General features: G+C 74.3%; 16 protein-coding genes. 2 read left to right on the top strand and 14 right to left on the bottom strand.

The features are described 5' to 3' along the window. Window positions 1-43: 43 nt before the first annotated feature. From K7G61_RS25665 to K7G61_RS25615, 12 genes are all read right to left on the bottom strand, one after another. On the bottom strand, window positions 44-1,102 hold the full coding sequence (locus K7G61_RS25665; RefSeq protein ID WP_225849409.1) for an ABC transporter substrate-binding protein: 1,059 nt from the start codon (window positions 1,100-1,102) through the stop codon (window positions 44-46). A gap of 246 nt (window positions 1,103-1,348) precedes the next feature. After that, on the bottom strand, window positions 1,349-1,516 hold the full coding sequence (locus tag K7G61_RS25660) for a hypothetical protein (RefSeq protein WP_225849344.1): 168 nt from the start codon (window positions 1,514-1,516) through the stop codon (window positions 1,349-1,351). Between the two features lie 2 nt (window positions 1,517-1,518). Beyond that, window positions 1,519-2,877, bottom strand: coding sequence for a sulfate adenylyltransferase subunit 1 (locus tag K7G61_RS25655; RefSeq protein ID WP_225849343.1), 1,359 nt, complete (start codon window positions 2,875-2,877; stop codon window positions 1,519-1,521). Between the two features lie 2 nt (window positions 2,878-2,879). Further along, on the bottom strand, window positions 2,880-3,815 hold the full coding sequence (gene cysD / locus K7G61_RS25650) for a sulfate adenylyltransferase subunit CysD (protein ID WP_225849342.1): 936 nt from the start codon (window positions 3,813-3,815) through the stop codon (window positions 2,880-2,882). After that, window positions 3,812-4,399, bottom strand: a complete 588-nt coding sequence (gene cysC, locus K7G61_RS25645; RefSeq protein WP_225849341.1) for an adenylyl-sulfate kinase — start codon at window positions 4,397-4,399, stop codon at window positions 3,812-3,814. The genes cysD and cysC overlap by 4 nt, the downstream gene beginning before the upstream one ends. Continuing rightward, entirely contained in the window at window positions 4,396-5,142 is a 747-nt protein-coding gene (locus tag K7G61_RS25640) for a phosphoadenylyl-sulfate reductase (protein WP_225849340.1), read from the bottom strand. Before K7G61_RS25640 ends, cysC begins: the two co-directional genes overlap by 4 nt. Beyond that, entirely contained in the window at window positions 5,139-5,318 is a 180-nt protein-coding gene (locus K7G61_RS25635) for a hypothetical protein (RefSeq protein WP_225849339.1), read from the bottom strand. The genes K7G61_RS25640 and K7G61_RS25635 overlap by 4 nt, the downstream gene beginning before the upstream one ends. After that, complete coding sequence (locus K7G61_RS25630; RefSeq protein ID WP_308190700.1) at window positions 5,315-7,039, bottom strand: nitrite/sulfite reductase; 1,725 nt, start codon at window positions 7,037-7,039, stop codon at window positions 5,315-5,317. Before K7G61_RS25630 ends, K7G61_RS25635 begins: the two co-directional genes overlap by 4 nt. A 156-nt stretch (window positions 7,040-7,195) precedes the next feature. Next, a complete protein-coding gene (locus K7G61_RS37365; RefSeq protein ID WP_331283982.1) occupies window positions 7,196-7,279 on the bottom strand; it encodes a putative leader peptide in 84 nt (27 codons plus the stop codon). Window positions 7,280-7,348: 69 nt separating this feature from the next. Next, on the bottom strand, window positions 7,349-7,876 hold the full coding sequence (locus K7G61_RS25625) for a GNAT family N-acetyltransferase (protein ID WP_225849338.1): 528 nt from the start codon (window positions 7,874-7,876) through the stop codon (window positions 7,349-7,351). A 10-nt stretch (window positions 7,877-7,886) separates the two neighbouring features. Then, window positions 7,887-9,302, bottom strand: a complete 1,416-nt coding sequence (locus K7G61_RS25620) for a GAF domain-containing protein (RefSeq protein WP_225849337.1) — start codon at window positions 9,300-9,302, stop codon at window positions 7,887-7,889. 450 nt (window positions 9,303-9,752) lie between these two features. Beyond that, the gene (locus K7G61_RS25615) at window positions 9,753-11,408 is read right to left on the bottom strand and encodes an acyl-CoA dehydrogenase family protein (RefSeq protein WP_225849336.1); all 1,656 of its coding nucleotides are present in this window, start codon (window positions 11,406-11,408) and stop codon (window positions 9,753-9,755) included. 18 nt (window positions 11,409-11,426) lie between these two features. Between K7G61_RS25615 and K7G61_RS25610 the strand changes: the two genes are divergently transcribed. Then, window positions 11,427-12,884: a YihY/virulence factor BrkB family protein gene (locus K7G61_RS25610; protein ID WP_308190699.1), complete on the top strand. Its 1,458-nt coding sequence runs from the start codon at window positions 11,427-11,429 to the stop codon at window positions 12,882-12,884. 16 nt (window positions 12,885-12,900) lie between these two features. Next, window positions 12,901-13,587 carry a helix-turn-helix domain-containing protein gene (locus tag K7G61_RS25605; RefSeq protein WP_225849335.1) on the top strand — a complete coding sequence of 229 codons (687 nt, stop codon included), beginning with the start codon at window positions 12,901-12,903 and terminating at the stop codon, window positions 13,585-13,587. Window positions 13,588-13,625: 38 nt separating this feature from the next. Here the strand turns inward: K7G61_RS25605 and K7G61_RS25600 are convergent, their stop codons facing one another. Beyond that, the gene (locus K7G61_RS25600; RefSeq protein WP_225849334.1) at window positions 13,626-14,042 is read right to left on the bottom strand and encodes a VOC family protein; all 417 of its coding nucleotides are present in this window, start codon (window positions 14,040-14,042) and stop codon (window positions 13,626-13,628) included. A gap of 67 nt (window positions 14,043-14,109) precedes the next feature. Further along, window positions 14,110-14,895 (bottom strand): DUF427 domain-containing protein, encoded by a 786-nt coding sequence (locus tag K7G61_RS25595; protein WP_225849333.1) that lies wholly within the window; start codon window positions 14,893-14,895, stop codon window positions 14,110-14,112. Between the last annotated feature and the right edge of the window lie 137 nt (window positions 14,896-15,032).

The raw sequence follows: 15,032 nt of genomic DNA, 5'->3' as shown, positions 1-15,032 counted from the left end.
GGTCAGCTGTGCGGGGCGGCCGCTCCCGCCGGCCGGACGGCCGCTACTGCGCGCCCAGCCCGGCCGCGTCCACGGTGGGTCCGCCCTCTTCCCGCAGGACCTTGTTCAGCAGCGTGAGGTCGTAGATCCCGTCCAGCCTGGGCGAGGCGAGCAGCCCCGCCGAGGCCGCGTGCAGCGCCTCGCTCCGCGCGGTGGCGGCCAGTGGGTCGTCGAGCATGCGCAGGGACCGCCAGGCCGGGTCGATCACGTCGGCCGGAAGCGCCTTCTGGGTCAGCTCCTTCAAGGCGGCGTTGGCGTCCGCCTCGGCCCTGGCGGAGTTCGCCCCGATCCACGCGTTGGTCCGCACCGAGCCGCGCAGCACCGCCTCGACCACGTCCGGGTGCTTGGCGAGGAACTTCTGCGACACGATCACATTGGTGATCACGAACTTCCCGCCCGGCCACAGCGCGCTCTCGTCCAGCAGCACCTTCCCGCCCTCGGCGACCAGCTTCGAGGCGGTCGGCTCCGGCACCCAGGCTCCGTCGACGGAGCCGTTCCTGAAGGCGTCCGGGGTGATCCTGTTGTCGGTACGGACCACCGACACGTCGCCCTTGCCGCTCTGCGGGTCGACCTTCCAGCCCTTGGAGGCGATCCAGTGGAGCAGTGCCACGTCCTGGGTGTTGCCCAGTTGCGGGGTGGCGATCTTCTTGCCCTTGACGTCGTCCACGGTCTTGATCTTCTTCGGGTCCACCACCAGCTTGACGCCGCCCGAGGCGGAGCCCGAGATGATCCGCAGATCGGTGCCGCCCGACTTGGTGTAGCCGTTGATCGCGGGGGAGGGGCCGATCCAGCCGATGTCGATCGAGCCGGCGTTGAGTGCCTCGATCTCGGCCGGGCCCGCGTCGAAGGTGTACGGCTTGATCCGCGTCCCGCCGAGCTCCCGCTGGAAGAAGCCCTCCCTGAGGCCCACCAGGGCGGTCGCGTGGGTCAGGTTCGGGAAGTAGCCGATCCTCACCTGGTCGGCCGAGAGCTTCTTGGCGTTCGCCGGGGGCACCACGGCGGCCGGGCCGTCCGACGCTCTCTGCGAGCCGTAGCCGCAGGCGACCAGGGCGCCGGCGAGCATCGGCAGGGCGGCCGCCGCGGCGAGGAGCCTGCGGCGGCGGTCCCGCGGCGCGGGTCGGGTCTGGGCGGGCACGTGGGTGTCCTCTCGTGGGGCCCGGCGTCTCGCGCGGTCAGCCAGGCGGCTGGGGCGCGGCCGGAGGAGCGTCAGGTCTTCGATGGCGGTCGCGGTACGGCAGGGCGCGTACGGCGGTGCGGTGCGCGCGGACGGCGGCGGTCGCGGCGGGCCTACCGGCCGCCGCGCGCGGCGTCAGCGCGCACATCGCGCGACCCCGCCCGTGCCCGAGCCGAGCGAGCCGCTGCCGATGCGGCCGCCCTCCTTCGCGAAGCCGGAGAACGCCTCCCTGGCCATCCGGGCCGCCGTCCAGGTCCCGGGCCGCCGGGGCAGCCCGCCGGACCCGCCCCCGTCCTGATGCATCGTCAGAAGTCCCATCCCTCGTCGGCGGCCTCGGCGGCCTCGCCGTCCGGGGCGGCGGCGAAGGGCTCGCCCGCCATGCCCGCGGTGAGCGTGGTGCCGTCCGCCGGGTCGATCAGCAGGAACGACCCGGTCAGCCGCGAGACGGCGTAGGAGTCCATGGGCAGCGGCTCGGCCGTGCGCAGCACCACCGCGCCGATGTCGTTGACCTCCAGGGCGGCCGGCTCGTTCTCGTGCGCGAGGCCGTGGGAGAGGTCGATCCGGTAGGGAATGGCCTTGACCAGGGCCTTCACCGTGCGGGTCGCGTGCTTGAGCAGGACCCGCTCGCCGATGCGCAGCGGCCGCTCGTGCAGGTGGCACACGGTGGCGGTGATGTCCTGGGTCACGGCCGGCGCGGTCGCGGTGGGCGCGATCAGGTCGCCGCGCGAGACGTCGAGGTCGTCGGCGAGCAGCACCGTCACCGACTGCGGCGCCCACGCGGTGTCCACGCCGCGGCCCAGCGCGTCGATGCCCGAGATGGTGGTCGTCCTGCCGGACGGGAGGACGGTCACCTGGTCGCCGACCCGCAGCATCCCGGAGGCCACCTGCCCGGCGTAACCGCGGTAGTCCGGGTACTCGGGGGTCTGCGGACGGATCACGTACTGCACGGGGAAGCGCGCCGGGCATCCGGTCAGGTCGTGGCTGACCGGCACGGTCTCCAGGTGCTCCAGCACGGTCGGGCCGCCGTACCAGTCCATGTGCGCGGACGGCTCCACCACGTTGTCGCCGGCCAGCGCCGAGATCGGGATCGCGGTCACGTCGGGGACGCCCAGCGAGGCCGCGTACGAGGTGAACTCCTCGGCGATGGCGGCGAACACCGGCTCCGCGTAGCCCACCAGGTCCATCTTGTTGACCGCCAGCACCACGTGCGGCACCCGCAGCAGCGCGGCGACCGCGGCGTGCCTGCGGGTCTGCTCGACCACGCCGTTGCGCGCGTCCACCAGCACCACGGCGAGCTGGGCGGTCGAGGCGCCGGTCACCATGTTGCGGGTGTACTGCACGTGGCCCGGCGTGTCGGCCAGGATGAACCGGCGCCGGGGAGTGGCGAAGTAGCGGTAGGCCACGTCGATGGTGATGCCCTGCTCGCGCTCGGCCCGCAGACCGTCCGTGAGCAGCGCCAGGTCGGGAGCCTCCTGGCCGCGGTTGAGCGAGGCCCGCTCGACCGCCTCCAACTGGTCGGCCAGCACCGACTTGGAATCGTGCAGCAGCCGGCCGACCAGGGTGGACTTGCCGTCGTCCACCGAACCGGCGGTGGCGAAGCGCAGCAGGGTGGTCGCCGACAACTGCTCGGCGGTCAGCGGGCCGTGCCCGGTGGTGCTCGTCATGGTTAGAAGTACCCCTCGCGCTTGCGGTCCTCCATCGCGGCCTCCGACAGCTTGTCGTCGGCCCGGGTCGCGCCCCGCTCGGTGAGCCGGGAGGCGGCGATCTCGGCGATCACCGCGTCGAGCGTGGTGGCGTCGGAGTCGACCGCGCCGGTGCAGGACATGTCGCCGACCGTGCGGTAGCGCACCATCCGCGTCTCCACCGGCTCGCCGTCCCTGGCCCCGCCCCACTCGCCCGCGGTCAGCCACATGCCGCCGCGGTTGAACACCTCGCGCTCGTGCGCGAAGTAGATCTCCGGCAGCGCGATCGACTCCCGGGCGATGTACTGCCACACGTCCAGCTCGGTCCAGTTCGACAGCGGGAAGACCCGCACGTGCTCACCCGGCGCGTGCCGGCCGTTGTAGAGCTGCCACAGCTCGGGGCGCTGCCGGCGCGGGTCCCACTGCGAGAACTCGTCGCGCAGGCTGAACACCCGCTCCTTGGCCCGGGCCTTCTCCTCGTCGCGCCGGCCGCCGCCGAAGACGGCGTCGAAGCGGTGCTCGCGGATCGCGTCGGTCAGCGGCACGGTCTGCAGCGGGTTGCGGGTGCCGTCCGGCCGCTCGCGCAGCCGCCCGTCGTCGATGTAGTCCTGCACCTTCGCCACGTGCAGCCGCAAGCCGTGCTCGGCCACCGTACGGTCCCGGAACCCGAGCACCTCGGGGAAGTTGTGCCCGGTGTCCACGTGCAGCAGCGAGAACGGCACCGGCGCCGGCGCGAACGCCTTCAGCGCCAGGTGCAGCATGACGATCGAGTCCTTGCCGCCGGAGAACAGGATCACCGGCCGCTCGAACTCGCCCGCCACCTCGCGGAAGATGTGCACCGCCTCGGACTCCAGCGCGTCCAGGTGGGTCAGCGCGTACGGGCTGTCGGTCGCCTCGCCGTGCGTGACGGTCGTCGTCATGTCGTCAGACCCCTTTCGGCCAGCAGCGCGTGTACGGCCGCGGCGGACTCCTCGACGGTGTGCCCCTGCGTCTCGATCCGCAAGTCCGGGTGCAGCGGAACCTCGTACGGGTCGTCCACCCCGGTCAGGCCGGTCAGCTCGCCTGCCGCCTGCTTGGCGTACAGCCCCTTGACGTCGCGGACCGCGCAGACGTCCACCGGGGTGGCCACGTGGACCTCCACGTAACCGGTGCCGTTGGCCTGGTGGCGCTTGCGTACCGCCTCGCGGCTGTCGGCGTACGGCGCGATCACCGGGACCAGCACCAGCACGCCGTGCGAGGCGAGCAGTTCGGCGACGAAGCCGATCCGCTGCACGTTGGTGTGCCGGTCCTCGCGGGAGAAGCCCAGCCCGGCGGACAGGAACTCGCGGATCTCGTCGCCGTCGAGGACCTCGGTCCGGTGGCCGCCGGCCCGCAGCCGCTCGGCGAGCGCGTACGCGATGGTGGTCTTGCCCGCGCTCGGCAGGCCGGTGAGCCATACGGTGGCCCCGGTCGTCGTCTCCCGCTCCTGGTCGGCCGGCACGGGCGCCGGCTGGATCGCCGTCACTGGTGGATCCCGCACTCGGTCTTGGCCGACCCCGCCCAGCGGCCGGCCCTGGGGTCCTCGCCCTCCAGCACCCGGCGGGTGCACGGCGCGCAGCCGATGGAGGCGTAGCCGTCCATCAGCAGCGGGTTGGTCAGCACGCCGTGCTCGGCGACGTAGGCCTCCACGTCGGCTTGCGTCCAGCGGGCGATCGGGGCGACCTTGACCTTCTGCCGCCGGGCGTCCCAGCCGACCACCGGGGTGCCGGCGCGGGTCGGGGACTCGTCGCGGCGCAGCCCGGTCGCCCAGGCGTCGTACCCGCGCAGGCCCTCCTCCAGCGGGGCGACCTTGCGCAGCGCGCAGCACAGGTCGGGGTCGCGGTCGTGCAGCTTCGGGCCGTACTGGGCGTCCTGCTCGGCGACGGACTGCTTCGGGGTGAGCGTGATGAGGTTGACGTCCATCACGGCGGCCACCGCGTCGCGGGTGCCGATCGTCTCGGGGAAGTGGTAGCCGGTGTCGAGGAACACCACGTCGACGCCGGGCATCGCGCGCGAGGCGAGGTGGGCGACGACGGCGTCCTCCATGGAGGAGGTCACGCAGAACCGGCCGCCGAAGGTGCCGGCGGCCCAGCGCAGGATGTCGAGCGCGTCGGCGTCCTCCAGGTCGCGCCCGGCCCGCTCGGCCAGCTCCCGCAGCTCCTCGGGGGTGTGCCGCGGGGCCGGCCGGTTCCGCCGTGCGTCGTCGGATGTGTGCTGTGCGGTGCTCATGAAGCGCCTCCACGCGGGGATTCGGCTCGCGGGCCCCTGGCCAGCAGCCCGAGGAACTTCAGCTGGAATGCGCGGTTGCAGGCCCGGCATTCCCAGGCCCCGTGGCCCTCCTCGGAGGGCCGCAGGTCCTCGTCCCCGCAGTAGGGGCAGTGGAACGGCGCGGCGCGCTCGGTCACGACAGCGCCTCCTCGGAGGCGCGCGCCGCCCACTGGGCGAACCGTTCGCCCTCGGCGCGCTCGGCCTGGAAGCGGGTGAGCACCCGCTCGACGTAGTCCGGCAGTTCGGCGGCGGTGACCTTCAGGCCGCGCACCTTGCGGCCGAAGCCCGAGTCGAGGCCGAGGCCGCCGCCCAGGTGCACCTGGTAGCCCTCGACCTGCTCGCCGTCGGGCCCGGTGACGAGCTGGCCCTTCAGCCCGATGTCCGCCACCTGGATGCGCGCGCAGGAGTTGGGGCAGCCGTTGAGGTTGATCGAGATCGGCACGTCGAACTCCGGGAGCCTGCGCTCCAGTTCGTCGATGAGCGACGCGCCGCGCGCCTTGGTCTCCACGATGGCCAGCTTGCAGAACTCGATGCCGGTGCACGCCATGACACCGCGCCGGAACGCCGACGGCCTGACCTGCAGGTCCAGCGCCTCCAGGGCCGCGATCAGCGAGTCGACCCGGTCCTCCTCGACGTCGAGCGCGATCAGCTTCTGGTCCACCGTGGTGCGCAGCCGGTCCGAGCCGTGGGCGGCGGTGATCTCGGCGATCTTCGTCAGGGTGGCGCCGTCGACGCGGCCCACGCGCGGGGCGAAGCCCACGTAGAAGCGGCCGTCCTTCTGCCGGTGCACCCCGAGGTGGTCCCGCCAGCCGCCGGCCGGCTGCTCGGGCGCCGGGCCGTCGACCAGGGGGCGCCGCAGGTACTCGTCCTGGAGCACCTGGCGGAACTTCTCCGCGCCCCAGTCGGCGACGAGGAACTTCAGCCGCGCCCGGGACCGCAGCCGCCGGTAGCCGTAGTCGCGGAAGATGCCGGTGACCCCCGCCCACACCTCGGGCACCTCGGCCAGCGGCACCCACGCGCCCAGCCGCACGCCCAGCCGCGGGTTGGTGGACAGGCCGCCGCCGACCCACAGGTCGAAACCGGGGCCGTGCTCGGGGTGTTCGACGCCGACGAACGCGATGTCGTTGATCTCGTGGACGACGTCCAGCAGCGGGGAGCCGGAGATCGCGGTCTTGAACTTGCGCGGCAGGTTGGAGAACTCCTTGCTGCCGATGTAGCGGGAGTGGATCTCCTCGATCGCCGAGGTGCCGTCGATGATCTCGTCCTCGGCGACGCCGGCCACCGGCGAACCGATGATCACGCGCGGCACGTCGCCGCACGCCTCGGTGGTGGACAGCCCCACCGCCTCCAGCCGGCGCCAGATCTCCGGCACGTCCTCGATCCGGATCCAGTGCAGCTGGATGTTCTGCCGGTCGGTGATGTCGGCGGTGCCGCGGGCGAACTCCTGGGAGACCTCGCCGATGACGCGCAGCTGGGCCACCGTCAGCCGGCCGCCGTCGACGCGCACCCGCATCATGAAGAAGGTGTCGTCCAGCTCCTCCGGCTCCAGGACAGCCGTGCGGCCGCCGTCGATCCCGGGGCGGCGCTGGGTGTAGAGCCCCCACCAGCGCATCCGGCCGCGCAGGTCGGCGCCGTCGATGGAGTCGAAGCCCCGCTGGGCGTAGATCGTCTCAATGCGTGTCCGCACATTGAGACCGTCGTCGTCCTTCTTGGTCTGCTCGTTGCCGTTGAGCGGGGTGAAGTGCCCCATCGCCCACTGTCCTTCGCCGCGGTGGCGCCCGGTCTTGCGGCGCGCGGCCGCGGCCGCCTTTGCGGTGCTCCCGGCCGGGGGCGTCGGGGAGTCGGGGCTGGAAGCCATGGCGATGCGTCCTTCTGGCAGGCTCGAATACGGTCGATACGGGCACAGGAGCACGCTCGCGCCCTGCTCACGGCAGGCGGGGCCACGCAGGCGGACGGCGGGCGGACTCCCGCGCATCCACGACGACGGGGATGGCGGTGGCGGGGGGTGGCGCTGTCAGCTCGCCGGACAGATGGCGCTGGACACGCGGCAGAAGTCGACGTGCGGCCGACCTACCAAGGCGATTCCAGTGCGCGACATGACGAAAGCGTGGCACGGCCGTCTCGGGCCAGTCCACCGGCTTCCACTATGTGGACGGGAACATCCCGCTTATTGAGACACTGTGGTGTGCGTCACCCGGAATCCCCGCCGCCGGTAATTGCGCAGCGCCCACGGCCCGTCCAGTGAGCACGTGTTGACCGTCACACGCGTGGTCGGCGGCCGCCCCGGCCACCGCGCCGCCAGGTCCCAGGCCCGCGCGACGGCGCAGGACAGCAGGTGGCCGCCTGTGCCGCGGCCGCGGAAGGCCGGGAGCAGCCCGAAGTACGCGAGCTCCGTCACGCCGCCGCCGCGCCCCTCCAACTCCGCGTATCCCGCCGGGGTGCCGCGCTCGTAGGCCACCCACAGCTCGCGGCCGGGCTCCTCCAGATGCGCCTGCCACTTCTCCGGCGGCCACGGCAGCCGGTCGATCCAGGACACGTCCCCGCCCACGGCCGTGTACAGGAAGCGGCCCAGCTCCGCCGACGGCACCTCGGCCCGCTCGATCCGCACGCCCGCCTCCGCCGGGGGTACGGCGGCCGGGCGCAGGTCGCCGGGCGCGGTCTGCTCCAGGTACCAGGTGGTCACGGGCGTGCTCATGCCGTCCAGGCTAAGGCGTGTCGCGGAAGCGGCGTCCTCCGCCCTGGGCGGACCCGGGGCGCGGGCGCCGCCCGGGGGTCCGAGCCCGGTCCTCCCGTACCGGCCCGCCGCCTCCTCGCGGGGGCGCGTCCGTTCCGGCGTCCCGGGCCGCGTCACCGCGCTGCGCGAGCACCGCGGGCGCCACCGAGTGTGGCAGCAGGTCCCGCGGACGGCGCGGGCGGACGACCTCCACGTCCACCCCGTCGGCGAAGCGGTAGGGACGGTGGGCCAGGACCCCGGCCAGGTTGCGGCGCAGCCGGGACACCTCCGCGCGCACCGTGACCGTGCGGCTCGGGTCGCCGAACAGGTCGTCCGCCAGCTCCGCGGCCGTGCGGCCCGCCGGGTGCACCGCCAGCACGAACAGCAGTTCGGCGTGGCGCGGGCTCAGCTGCTGGCCCCAACTGCCGGCGGCGCCCGACACGGTCACCGCCCAACTGCGCGGCCGGCTCACGTCGAGCACCACCCGGCTCGCGCCCGGCGGCCGCTCGGGTCCCGCCATCCGTATCAGCCAGCCGCCGGGCAGCGGCTCCAGCCAGCACATGCCCAGCGACGGCAGCCACGTCTGACCGGCCCGTACCGAAGCAGGCAGGGCCACCCGGTCCGGCGGCGCCATGCCGGTCACCGCCGCCGTCCAGCCATTGCGGTCCACCGCCAGGGCCTGCCCGCCGACCCGGGACAGCAGCGGCGCCGCGATCGACCGCAGCCGGTCCACCGCCGCCCGGTGCCGGGTGCGCAACTCGCCCTCGGCGACCCGCCCCACCGCCGACACCAGCAGCAGCGCCGCCGGGTGCACGTGGGCCGCGGGCCCGCTGATGTCCACCACGCCCAGCAGCCGCCCGTCGCGCGGGTCGTGCAGCGGCGCGGCGGCGCAGGTCCAGCCGTGGTGGGTGCGTACGAAGTGCTCGGCCGAGTGCACCTGCAGCGGGGCACGGGTGATCAGGGCGGTCCCGATCGCGTTGGTGCCCACCACGTGCTCCGCCCACGAGGCGCCCTCGGCGAAGCCCAGCCGGTCGGCGCTCCTGCGCACCGGGACGCTGCCGTCCCGCCACAGCAGCCGGCCCTCCGCGTCGCTGATCACCATGATGTGCCAGGCCGCGTCGGCGATCCTGACCAGTCCGTCGCGCAGCACCGGCAGCACCTCGCCCAGCGCGGAGGACTGCCGGCGGTGCTCGATCTCCTCGGTGCTGATCAGCCCGTCGTGTCCGCCCGTGTCCGGGTCGACGCCCAGGTCGAGCGACCGGCGCCACGACTCGCCGATCACCGTGCGCGGCGGCTCCGGCGGCACCCGGCCCGCCAGCGCCGCCTCCCGTACCGACGCGAGCAGATGCGGCGAGACACGCACGTCCACAGCGTCCAGCCGCCCGAACCCGCCCGAAGGATGTGACATGCCTTCACCCGCCCCTGATCGCCCGGCCCGCCGTGCCGCCGCCGGCCCCCATGCCCATGGTGCCGCCCCGGACCCGGCCGCCGGGCCCGCCGGGCGACCCCGCCCGCCGGACTGCGTGTGTCAGGCACCGAGTGCAACGGAATGCAACAGTTGCGAGCCTACGCGCAGGCGGCGGTACGGTGACGGCGCGTCAGTACCTGTGCCGCGGGCCCGCTGAGCGGCCGGGACGGACCGGCGGACCGGTGTCCGCTCCCGAATCCCGCCACGGCGGTCCCCCCGCGGCCCCACGGACCGGGGTGGTGCCGAGTCGGCGCGGCGCCACCCCGCGGCGCGGCAGCGCAACCCCTCCGTGTCCATCCCCCGAGGACGCGGGGGGACCGCTGCCGCGCCTTCCTCGCGCCGTCCGGCGGACCAGGTCGGCCGACCCCGGCCGGTGGGGCACCGCCCCGGTCAGCGGGCCACCGGTCGCGCGCGCTCCACGACCGACGCCAGGTCCAGGCCGGACGGCAGGGTGCCGAACACCGCGCCCCATTCGCCGCCCAGCCGCGAGGCGCAGAAGGCGTCGGCGACGGCGGGCGGGGCGAAGCGCACCAGCAGCGAGCCCTGCAGGACCAGCGCCATACGCTCCACGACGCGCCGGGCCCGGCCTTCGATGCCGTCGAGGTCGGCGAGCTCGCCCAGCAGGTCCTTGACCGCCGCGTCGAGACGGTGGTCGGCGCCGCGCGCCAGGCCCAGCTCGCCCAGGAAGGCGTTCAGCGCCTGCGGCTCGCGCTGGAGCACGCGCAGGACGTCGAGCGCCTGGACGTTGCCCGAACCCTCCCACACCGAGTTCAGCGGCGACTCGCGGAAGAGGCGGGGCATCCCCGACTCCTCCACGTAGCCGTTGCCGCCCAGGCACTCCAGCGCCTCGGCCACCAGCGCCGGACACCGCTTGGTGACCCAGAACTTGGTGACGGCCACCGCGAGCCGCCGCAGCGCCCGCTCCTGCTCGGTGTCCGCGTCGTAGGCGGCCGCCAGGCGCATCGCGGTCGTGGTGGCCGCCTCCGACTCCAGCGCCATGTCGGCCAGCACGTTGCGCATGAGCGGCTTGTCGACCAGCGGCCCGCCGAACGCGCTGCGGTACGTCGCGTGGTGCACCGCCTGCGCCACCGCCTGCCGCATCAGCGCCGCCGACCCCAGCGCGCAGTCCAGCCGGGTCGCCGCGACCATGCCGATGATGGTGGCCACGCCGCGGCCCTCCTCGCCGACCCGGCGCGCCCAGGTGCCCTGGAACTCCACCTCCGAGGAGGCGTTGGAGCGGTTGCCCAGCTTGTCCTTCAGCCGCTGGATCGCGAACACGTTGCGCGTGCCGTCGGGAAGGACCCGCGGCAGCAGGAAGCAGGTGAGCCCGCCGCCCCCGCGGCTGCTTTCCGGCACCTGGGCCAGCACCAGGAAGCCGTCCGACATCGGCGCGGAGCAGAACCATTTGTGCCCGGTCAGCGCGTACGTCCCCGGCTCCGCGAGCGGTTCGGCCCGCGTGGTGTTCGCGCGCACGTCGGAGCCGCCCTGTTTCTCCGTCATGCCCATCCCGAACAGCGCGCTGGGCTTGCGGCCGGGCGGCAGCAGCTGCGGGTCGTAGGTGTGCGCGCCCAGCCGCGGCTCCCATTCGGCGGCCAGCTCGGGGTCGGCGCGCAGCGCGGGCACCGCGGCGTGGGTCATCGACACCGGGCAGCCGTGCCCGGCCTCGGCCTGCGACCACACCAGGAACCCGGCGGCCCGCCGCAGGTGCCCGTCGGGCCGCGACCAGGCGTCGGTCAGGCCCGAGCTCACCGCGTGCCCGAGCAGCCGGTGCCAGGAGGGGTGGAAGTCGACCTCGTCGATGCGGTTGCCGTACCGGTCGTGGGTGCGCAGCACCGGCCCGTAGGTGTTCGACTCCTCGGCCCAGCGCTGTGCCTGGGCCGAGCCGGCCGAGACGCCCAGTTCGCTCAGCTCCCGGTCGATCTCCGCCTGCCGGGAGCGGTCCGCGTGCCGCGCGACGGCCTCGGTCAGCACGGCGTCGGTGCGGTACACGTCATGGCCGACCAGGGGCGGAGGCTGATTCGTCACCGTGTGAGTGGGGGTGGTCATGCCAGCTAACGTAAGGGGGTGCAAGCAGCAGAAGAAAGAAGCCACCGGCGACCGGGCCGCTGGCGCAGGGCGCGCGCCCTGTACCGGAACGTCTCACCGCGCAAAGTCGCCTGGCTGCTGCTGAAGGACACCGTCGACTCCTGCATGGAGTACCGGGTCACCGGCCTCGCCGCCGAGGCCGCCTTCTTCGTCCTGCTCTCGCTGCCGCCGCTGCTGCTCGGACTGGTCGGCGCGCTCGGCTACGTCGACACCGTCATCGGCCTGGACACCATCGACCACATCCGGCACAACATCCTCGCCGCCTCCAGTACCGTCCTGTCGGACAAGGGCGTCAACCAGCTCGTCAAGCCGCTCGTGGACGACGTCTTCCACGGCCGCCGCCCCGACCTGATCTCCCTCGGCTTCCTCATCGCCCTGTGGTCGGGCAGCCGCGCGGTCAACGTCTTCGTCGACACGATCACGATCATGTACGGGCTGGAGGGCCGCCGCGGCATCGTCAGGACCCGGCTGATGTCCCTCGCGCTGTACGTGGTCGCGCTCGTGCTGGGCGCGGCGGTGCTGCCGCTGATAGTCGCAGGGCCCAGCGCGGCGGCCCACCTCGTGCCCGGCGGGGCCGTCACCGTCCAGGTGCTGTACTGGCCGTTCGTCCTCGTGGCCTCGGTCGCCTTCCTGACCACCCTCTACCACGTGTCCGTGCCGGTACGGGCGCCCTGGTACGAGGACGTGCCGGGCGCGCTCATCGCCGTCCTGATGTGGGTGATCGGCAGCTTCGTGCTGCGCATCTACCTCACGCACGCGGTGGAGGGCCCGACGATCTACGGGTCGCTGGCCGCGCCGGTCGCGGTCCTGCTGTGGATCGGCGTGTCGGCGTTCGCCGTGCTGGTGGGCGCGGCCGTCAACGCCGCCGTGGACCGGGTGTGGCCGTCGCTGGCCACCGCCGCGGCCCGCGAGGAGAACGACCGGCTCAAGGAGGCGGTGGCCGCCGAGGTCGTCGCCCGTGCGGCGGCCCGCCGCGCCCGCCAGGCCGCGGCCGCGGCAGACGACACGGGCGAACTGGCCCTCGGCGACATCGCGGCCGACCCGCCCGCCGAATACCCCGAGCGCTGGGCGGACTTCCTCCCGCACCGCGACGTACGCTCCCGGCTGCGCCCCCGCCGGCCGCAGGATCTCGCGCCGGACGACCCGGCCGGGCAGGGCCGGGCGCACCTGCCCGGCCCCCCTGGGGCGCACGCGGCCCCGCCGGACGACTCGCGCGGTGGGTACGGGCAGCCGGTTCCCCACCGTCGGCCGCCCGCCGGACCGCGGCCGCGCCCCGGCTCCCAGGGGGCACCGCCCGGGCCCCCCGTTCCGCCGCCGTGGCCGCCGTACCGGCCCGCGCCGCCACGCGCCGCGCCGCCGCCCCCTCCGCTGCCGCCGGCGCCCCCGCGCATCCCCGGCCCCTGGCCGGGAGAGAAAGGTGACCAGGGCGAGCGGTGAGGGGCACCATGAGGGTATGGACGGCCGGTACCGGGAGCGGGCCGCGCGCGTGCCCGCGGTCACCTTGTGGACGCGGGGACAGAGCGCGGGGCGCTACCGGGTGCTGCCCGACGGCTGCATGGACCTGATCTGGCACGAGGGCCGGCTGCTGGTCGCCGGCCCCGACACGGTGGCCCACGTGGCCGACGAGCGCGCCGCCGGGTCGTACGCCGGACTGCGGTTCGCCGCGGGGACCGGGCCGCTGCTGCTGGGGGTGCCCGCGGCCGAGCTCCGCGACCAGCGGGTGCCGCTGGAGGCCCTGTGGCCCGCCGCGGCGGTCCGGCGGCTGGCCGAGCGGGCCGCCGACGACCCCGCGGGCGCCCTTGAGGCGTGGGCGGTCGCCCGGGCCCGCGCCACCGGTCCCGCCGACCCCTTCCCCGCCGGCCTGGCCCGCGCTTTGTCCGCGGGGCACCCGGTCGCCTCCGTCGCCGCCGGGTCCGGCCTCGGCGAACGCCAGCTGCGCCGCCGCTGCGAGGCCGCCTTCGGCTACGGCCCCAAGACCCTGGCCCGCGTCCTGCGCCTCCAGCGCGCCCTGGCGCTGGCCCGGCGGGGCGTGCCGTTCGCGACCGTCGCCGTCACGGCCGGCTACGCGGACCAGCCCCACCTCGCCCGGGACGTCAGGTCCCTCGCGGGCGTACCCCTGAGCGAGCTGCTGGACGGGTGAAGGCGCGGGCCGAGGGCCCCGGTGCGGCCCGGCGCGGGTCAGGTATTCGGCGCGTACAGGTCGACCCCGTTGCCGTCCGGGTCGTGGAGGGTGGCGTACCGCTGGCCCCAGAAGGCGTCCCACGGCTTCAGCCGGCCCTCGTACCCGGCCTCGGTCAGCTCGGCGTAGACGGCGTCGACGCCTTCGGGGGAGCCGCAGTCGAAGGCGAGCGAGACCCGGCTGCCGACGGCCGGCGACCAGTCGGGGTCGAACGAGCGGATGGTGTCGACGGTGTCCCAGGCCAGGCGCAGTCCGCCGGGCAGCAGGGTGTCCACGTGGGGCTGGGCGTCGGCGTCCTCGGGGATCTCGACGCCCAGGCGCCGGTAGAAGGCGAGCGAGGCCGCCATGTCCCGGACGACCAGGCCGATCATGCCGAACCGGGGAGCGGTGCCGCGTGAGGTGCTGTGCGCTGTCATGCCCCTCACGCTAGGCGTCCGGCGACCCCGGGGTCTTGAACGAATCGGACATGGCGCCGCCCGCCGGTCAGTCCCGCGAAGGCCGGGGCAGCCGTTCGCCGTCCACGTACAGATCGACCCGCTCGTTGTAGAAGGCGACGAGGCCCGCGATGGGCAGGAGCTGGCGGGTGGGGAAATCGTAGGCCCAGGCGATGTCCTTGCGGGTGCCGCGGGCGGTGCGCGCGGACCAGTACCCGCTGGTGTTGCCCTTGTACGGGCAGGCGGTGACGGTGTCGCTCGGCGTGAGCCGGCTCAGGTCGAGGTGGACGCGGTCCAGGTAGTAGCGGGTGGGCAGGCCGGTCTCGAAGACCTTGACGCACGAGGGCGCGTCGGCCAGCACCACGTCGTCCACCTCCACCCGGACGGGGCTGCCGGAGCGCAGGGCGTCCACCCGGGTGTAGGGGTTGCGGGGGTGGACGAAGACCTGCTCGTCCTCCTCGAACCAGGCGTCCAGGGCGCCCCACTCGAAGCGGACCGTGCCCGCCAGCCCGTCGGCCGCGTCCTCGCCCCACACCCACGCGGCGCCCGCCCGTACCTCGTCGCCCACCCGCAGGGAGTGCCGCCGGGCCGTCCCGGGCGCCCGCTTCTCCTCGTGCCCCTCGTCCTCCAGTTCGGCGCCGTCCAGGTCCTCCAGCGGAATGCTGTACTGCGGATACGGCGGCCACTCCCACACGTACCGCGCCCGCCGGGTGTCCAGCACCGGCCGGCCGCCGGCGAAGGCACGGATCCGCCGCGGCACCGGTTCCACGTGCCCGGCCGGGACGATCGCCGCGGGATAGTCCGGCGCGGGCTCCTTGCGTCCTTCGTCCGCCATGTCGCTCTCCTCGGTCCGGCAGCGGATACGGCCTCGTACGGCTCGGCACGCCTTCGTCCGGCCGCGCACGGCTCGGTACGGCCGCGTACGGCTCGCTGCGATCGTACGGTGACACGCCGCCGCAGGCGCGCCGAAGG

The sequence above is a fragment of the Streptomyces sp. HPF1205 genome (assembly GCF_020400825.1).
Lineage (GTDB): Bacteria > Actinomycetota > Actinomycetes > Streptomycetales > Streptomycetaceae > Actinacidiphila.
The sequence above is the reverse complement of the archived record's forward strand: the minus strand, read 5'-3'. Positions and strand labels throughout refer to the sequence as shown.

What these genes read in the sequence shown, in the direction of transcription:
- K7G61_RS25665 (WP_225849409.1), bottom strand. Translation starts at nt 1,102, where the DNA reads ATGCTCGCCGGCGCCCTGGTCGCCTGCGGCTACGGCTCGCAGAGAGCG.
- K7G61_RS25660 (WP_225849344.1), bottom strand. Translation starts at nt 1,516, where the DNA reads ATGCATCAGGACGGGGGCGGGTCCGGCGGGCTGCCCCGGCGGCCCGGG.
- K7G61_RS25655 (WP_225849343.1), bottom strand. Translation starts at nt 2,877, where the DNA reads ATGACGAGCACCACCGGGCACGGCCCGCTGACCGCCGAGCAGTTGTCG.
- cysD (WP_225849342.1), bottom strand. Translation starts at nt 3,815, where the DNA reads ATGACGACGACCGTCACGCACGGCGAGGCGACCGACAGCCCGTACGCG.
- K7G61_RS25640 (WP_225849340.1), bottom strand. Translation starts at nt 5,142, where the DNA reads ATGAGCACCGCACAGCACACATCCGACGACGCACGGCGGAACCGGCCG.
- K7G61_RS25630 (WP_308190700.1), bottom strand. Translation starts at nt 7,039, where the DNA reads ATGGCTTCCAGCCCCGACTCCCCGACGCCCCCGGCCGGGAGCACCGCA.
- K7G61_RS37365 (WP_331283982.1), bottom strand. Translation starts at nt 7,279, where the DNA reads ATGTCGCGCACTGGAATCGCCTTGGTAGGTCGGCCGCACGTCGACTTC.
- K7G61_RS25625 (WP_225849338.1), bottom strand. Translation starts at nt 7,876, where the DNA reads ATGAGCACGCCCGTGACCACCTGGTACCTGGAGCAGACCGCGCCCGGC.
- K7G61_RS25620 (WP_225849337.1), bottom strand. Translation starts at nt 9,302, where the DNA reads ATGTCACATCCTTCGGGCGGGTTCGGGCGGCTGGACGCTGTGGACGTG.
- K7G61_RS25615 (WP_225849336.1), bottom strand. Translation starts at nt 11,408, where the DNA reads ATGACCACCCCCACTCACACGGTGACGAATCAGCCTCCGCCCCTGGTC.
- K7G61_RS25605 (WP_225849335.1), top strand. Translation starts at nt 12,901, where the DNA reads ATGGACGGCCGGTACCGGGAGCGGGCCGCGCGCGTGCCCGCGGTCACC.
- K7G61_RS25600 (WP_225849334.1), bottom strand. Translation starts at nt 14,042, where the DNA reads ATGACAGCGCACAGCACCTCACGCGGCACCGCTCCCCGGTTCGGCATG.
- K7G61_RS25595 (WP_225849333.1), bottom strand. Translation starts at nt 14,895, where the DNA reads ATGGCGGACGAAGGACGCAAGGAGCCCGCGCCGGACTATCCCGCGGCG.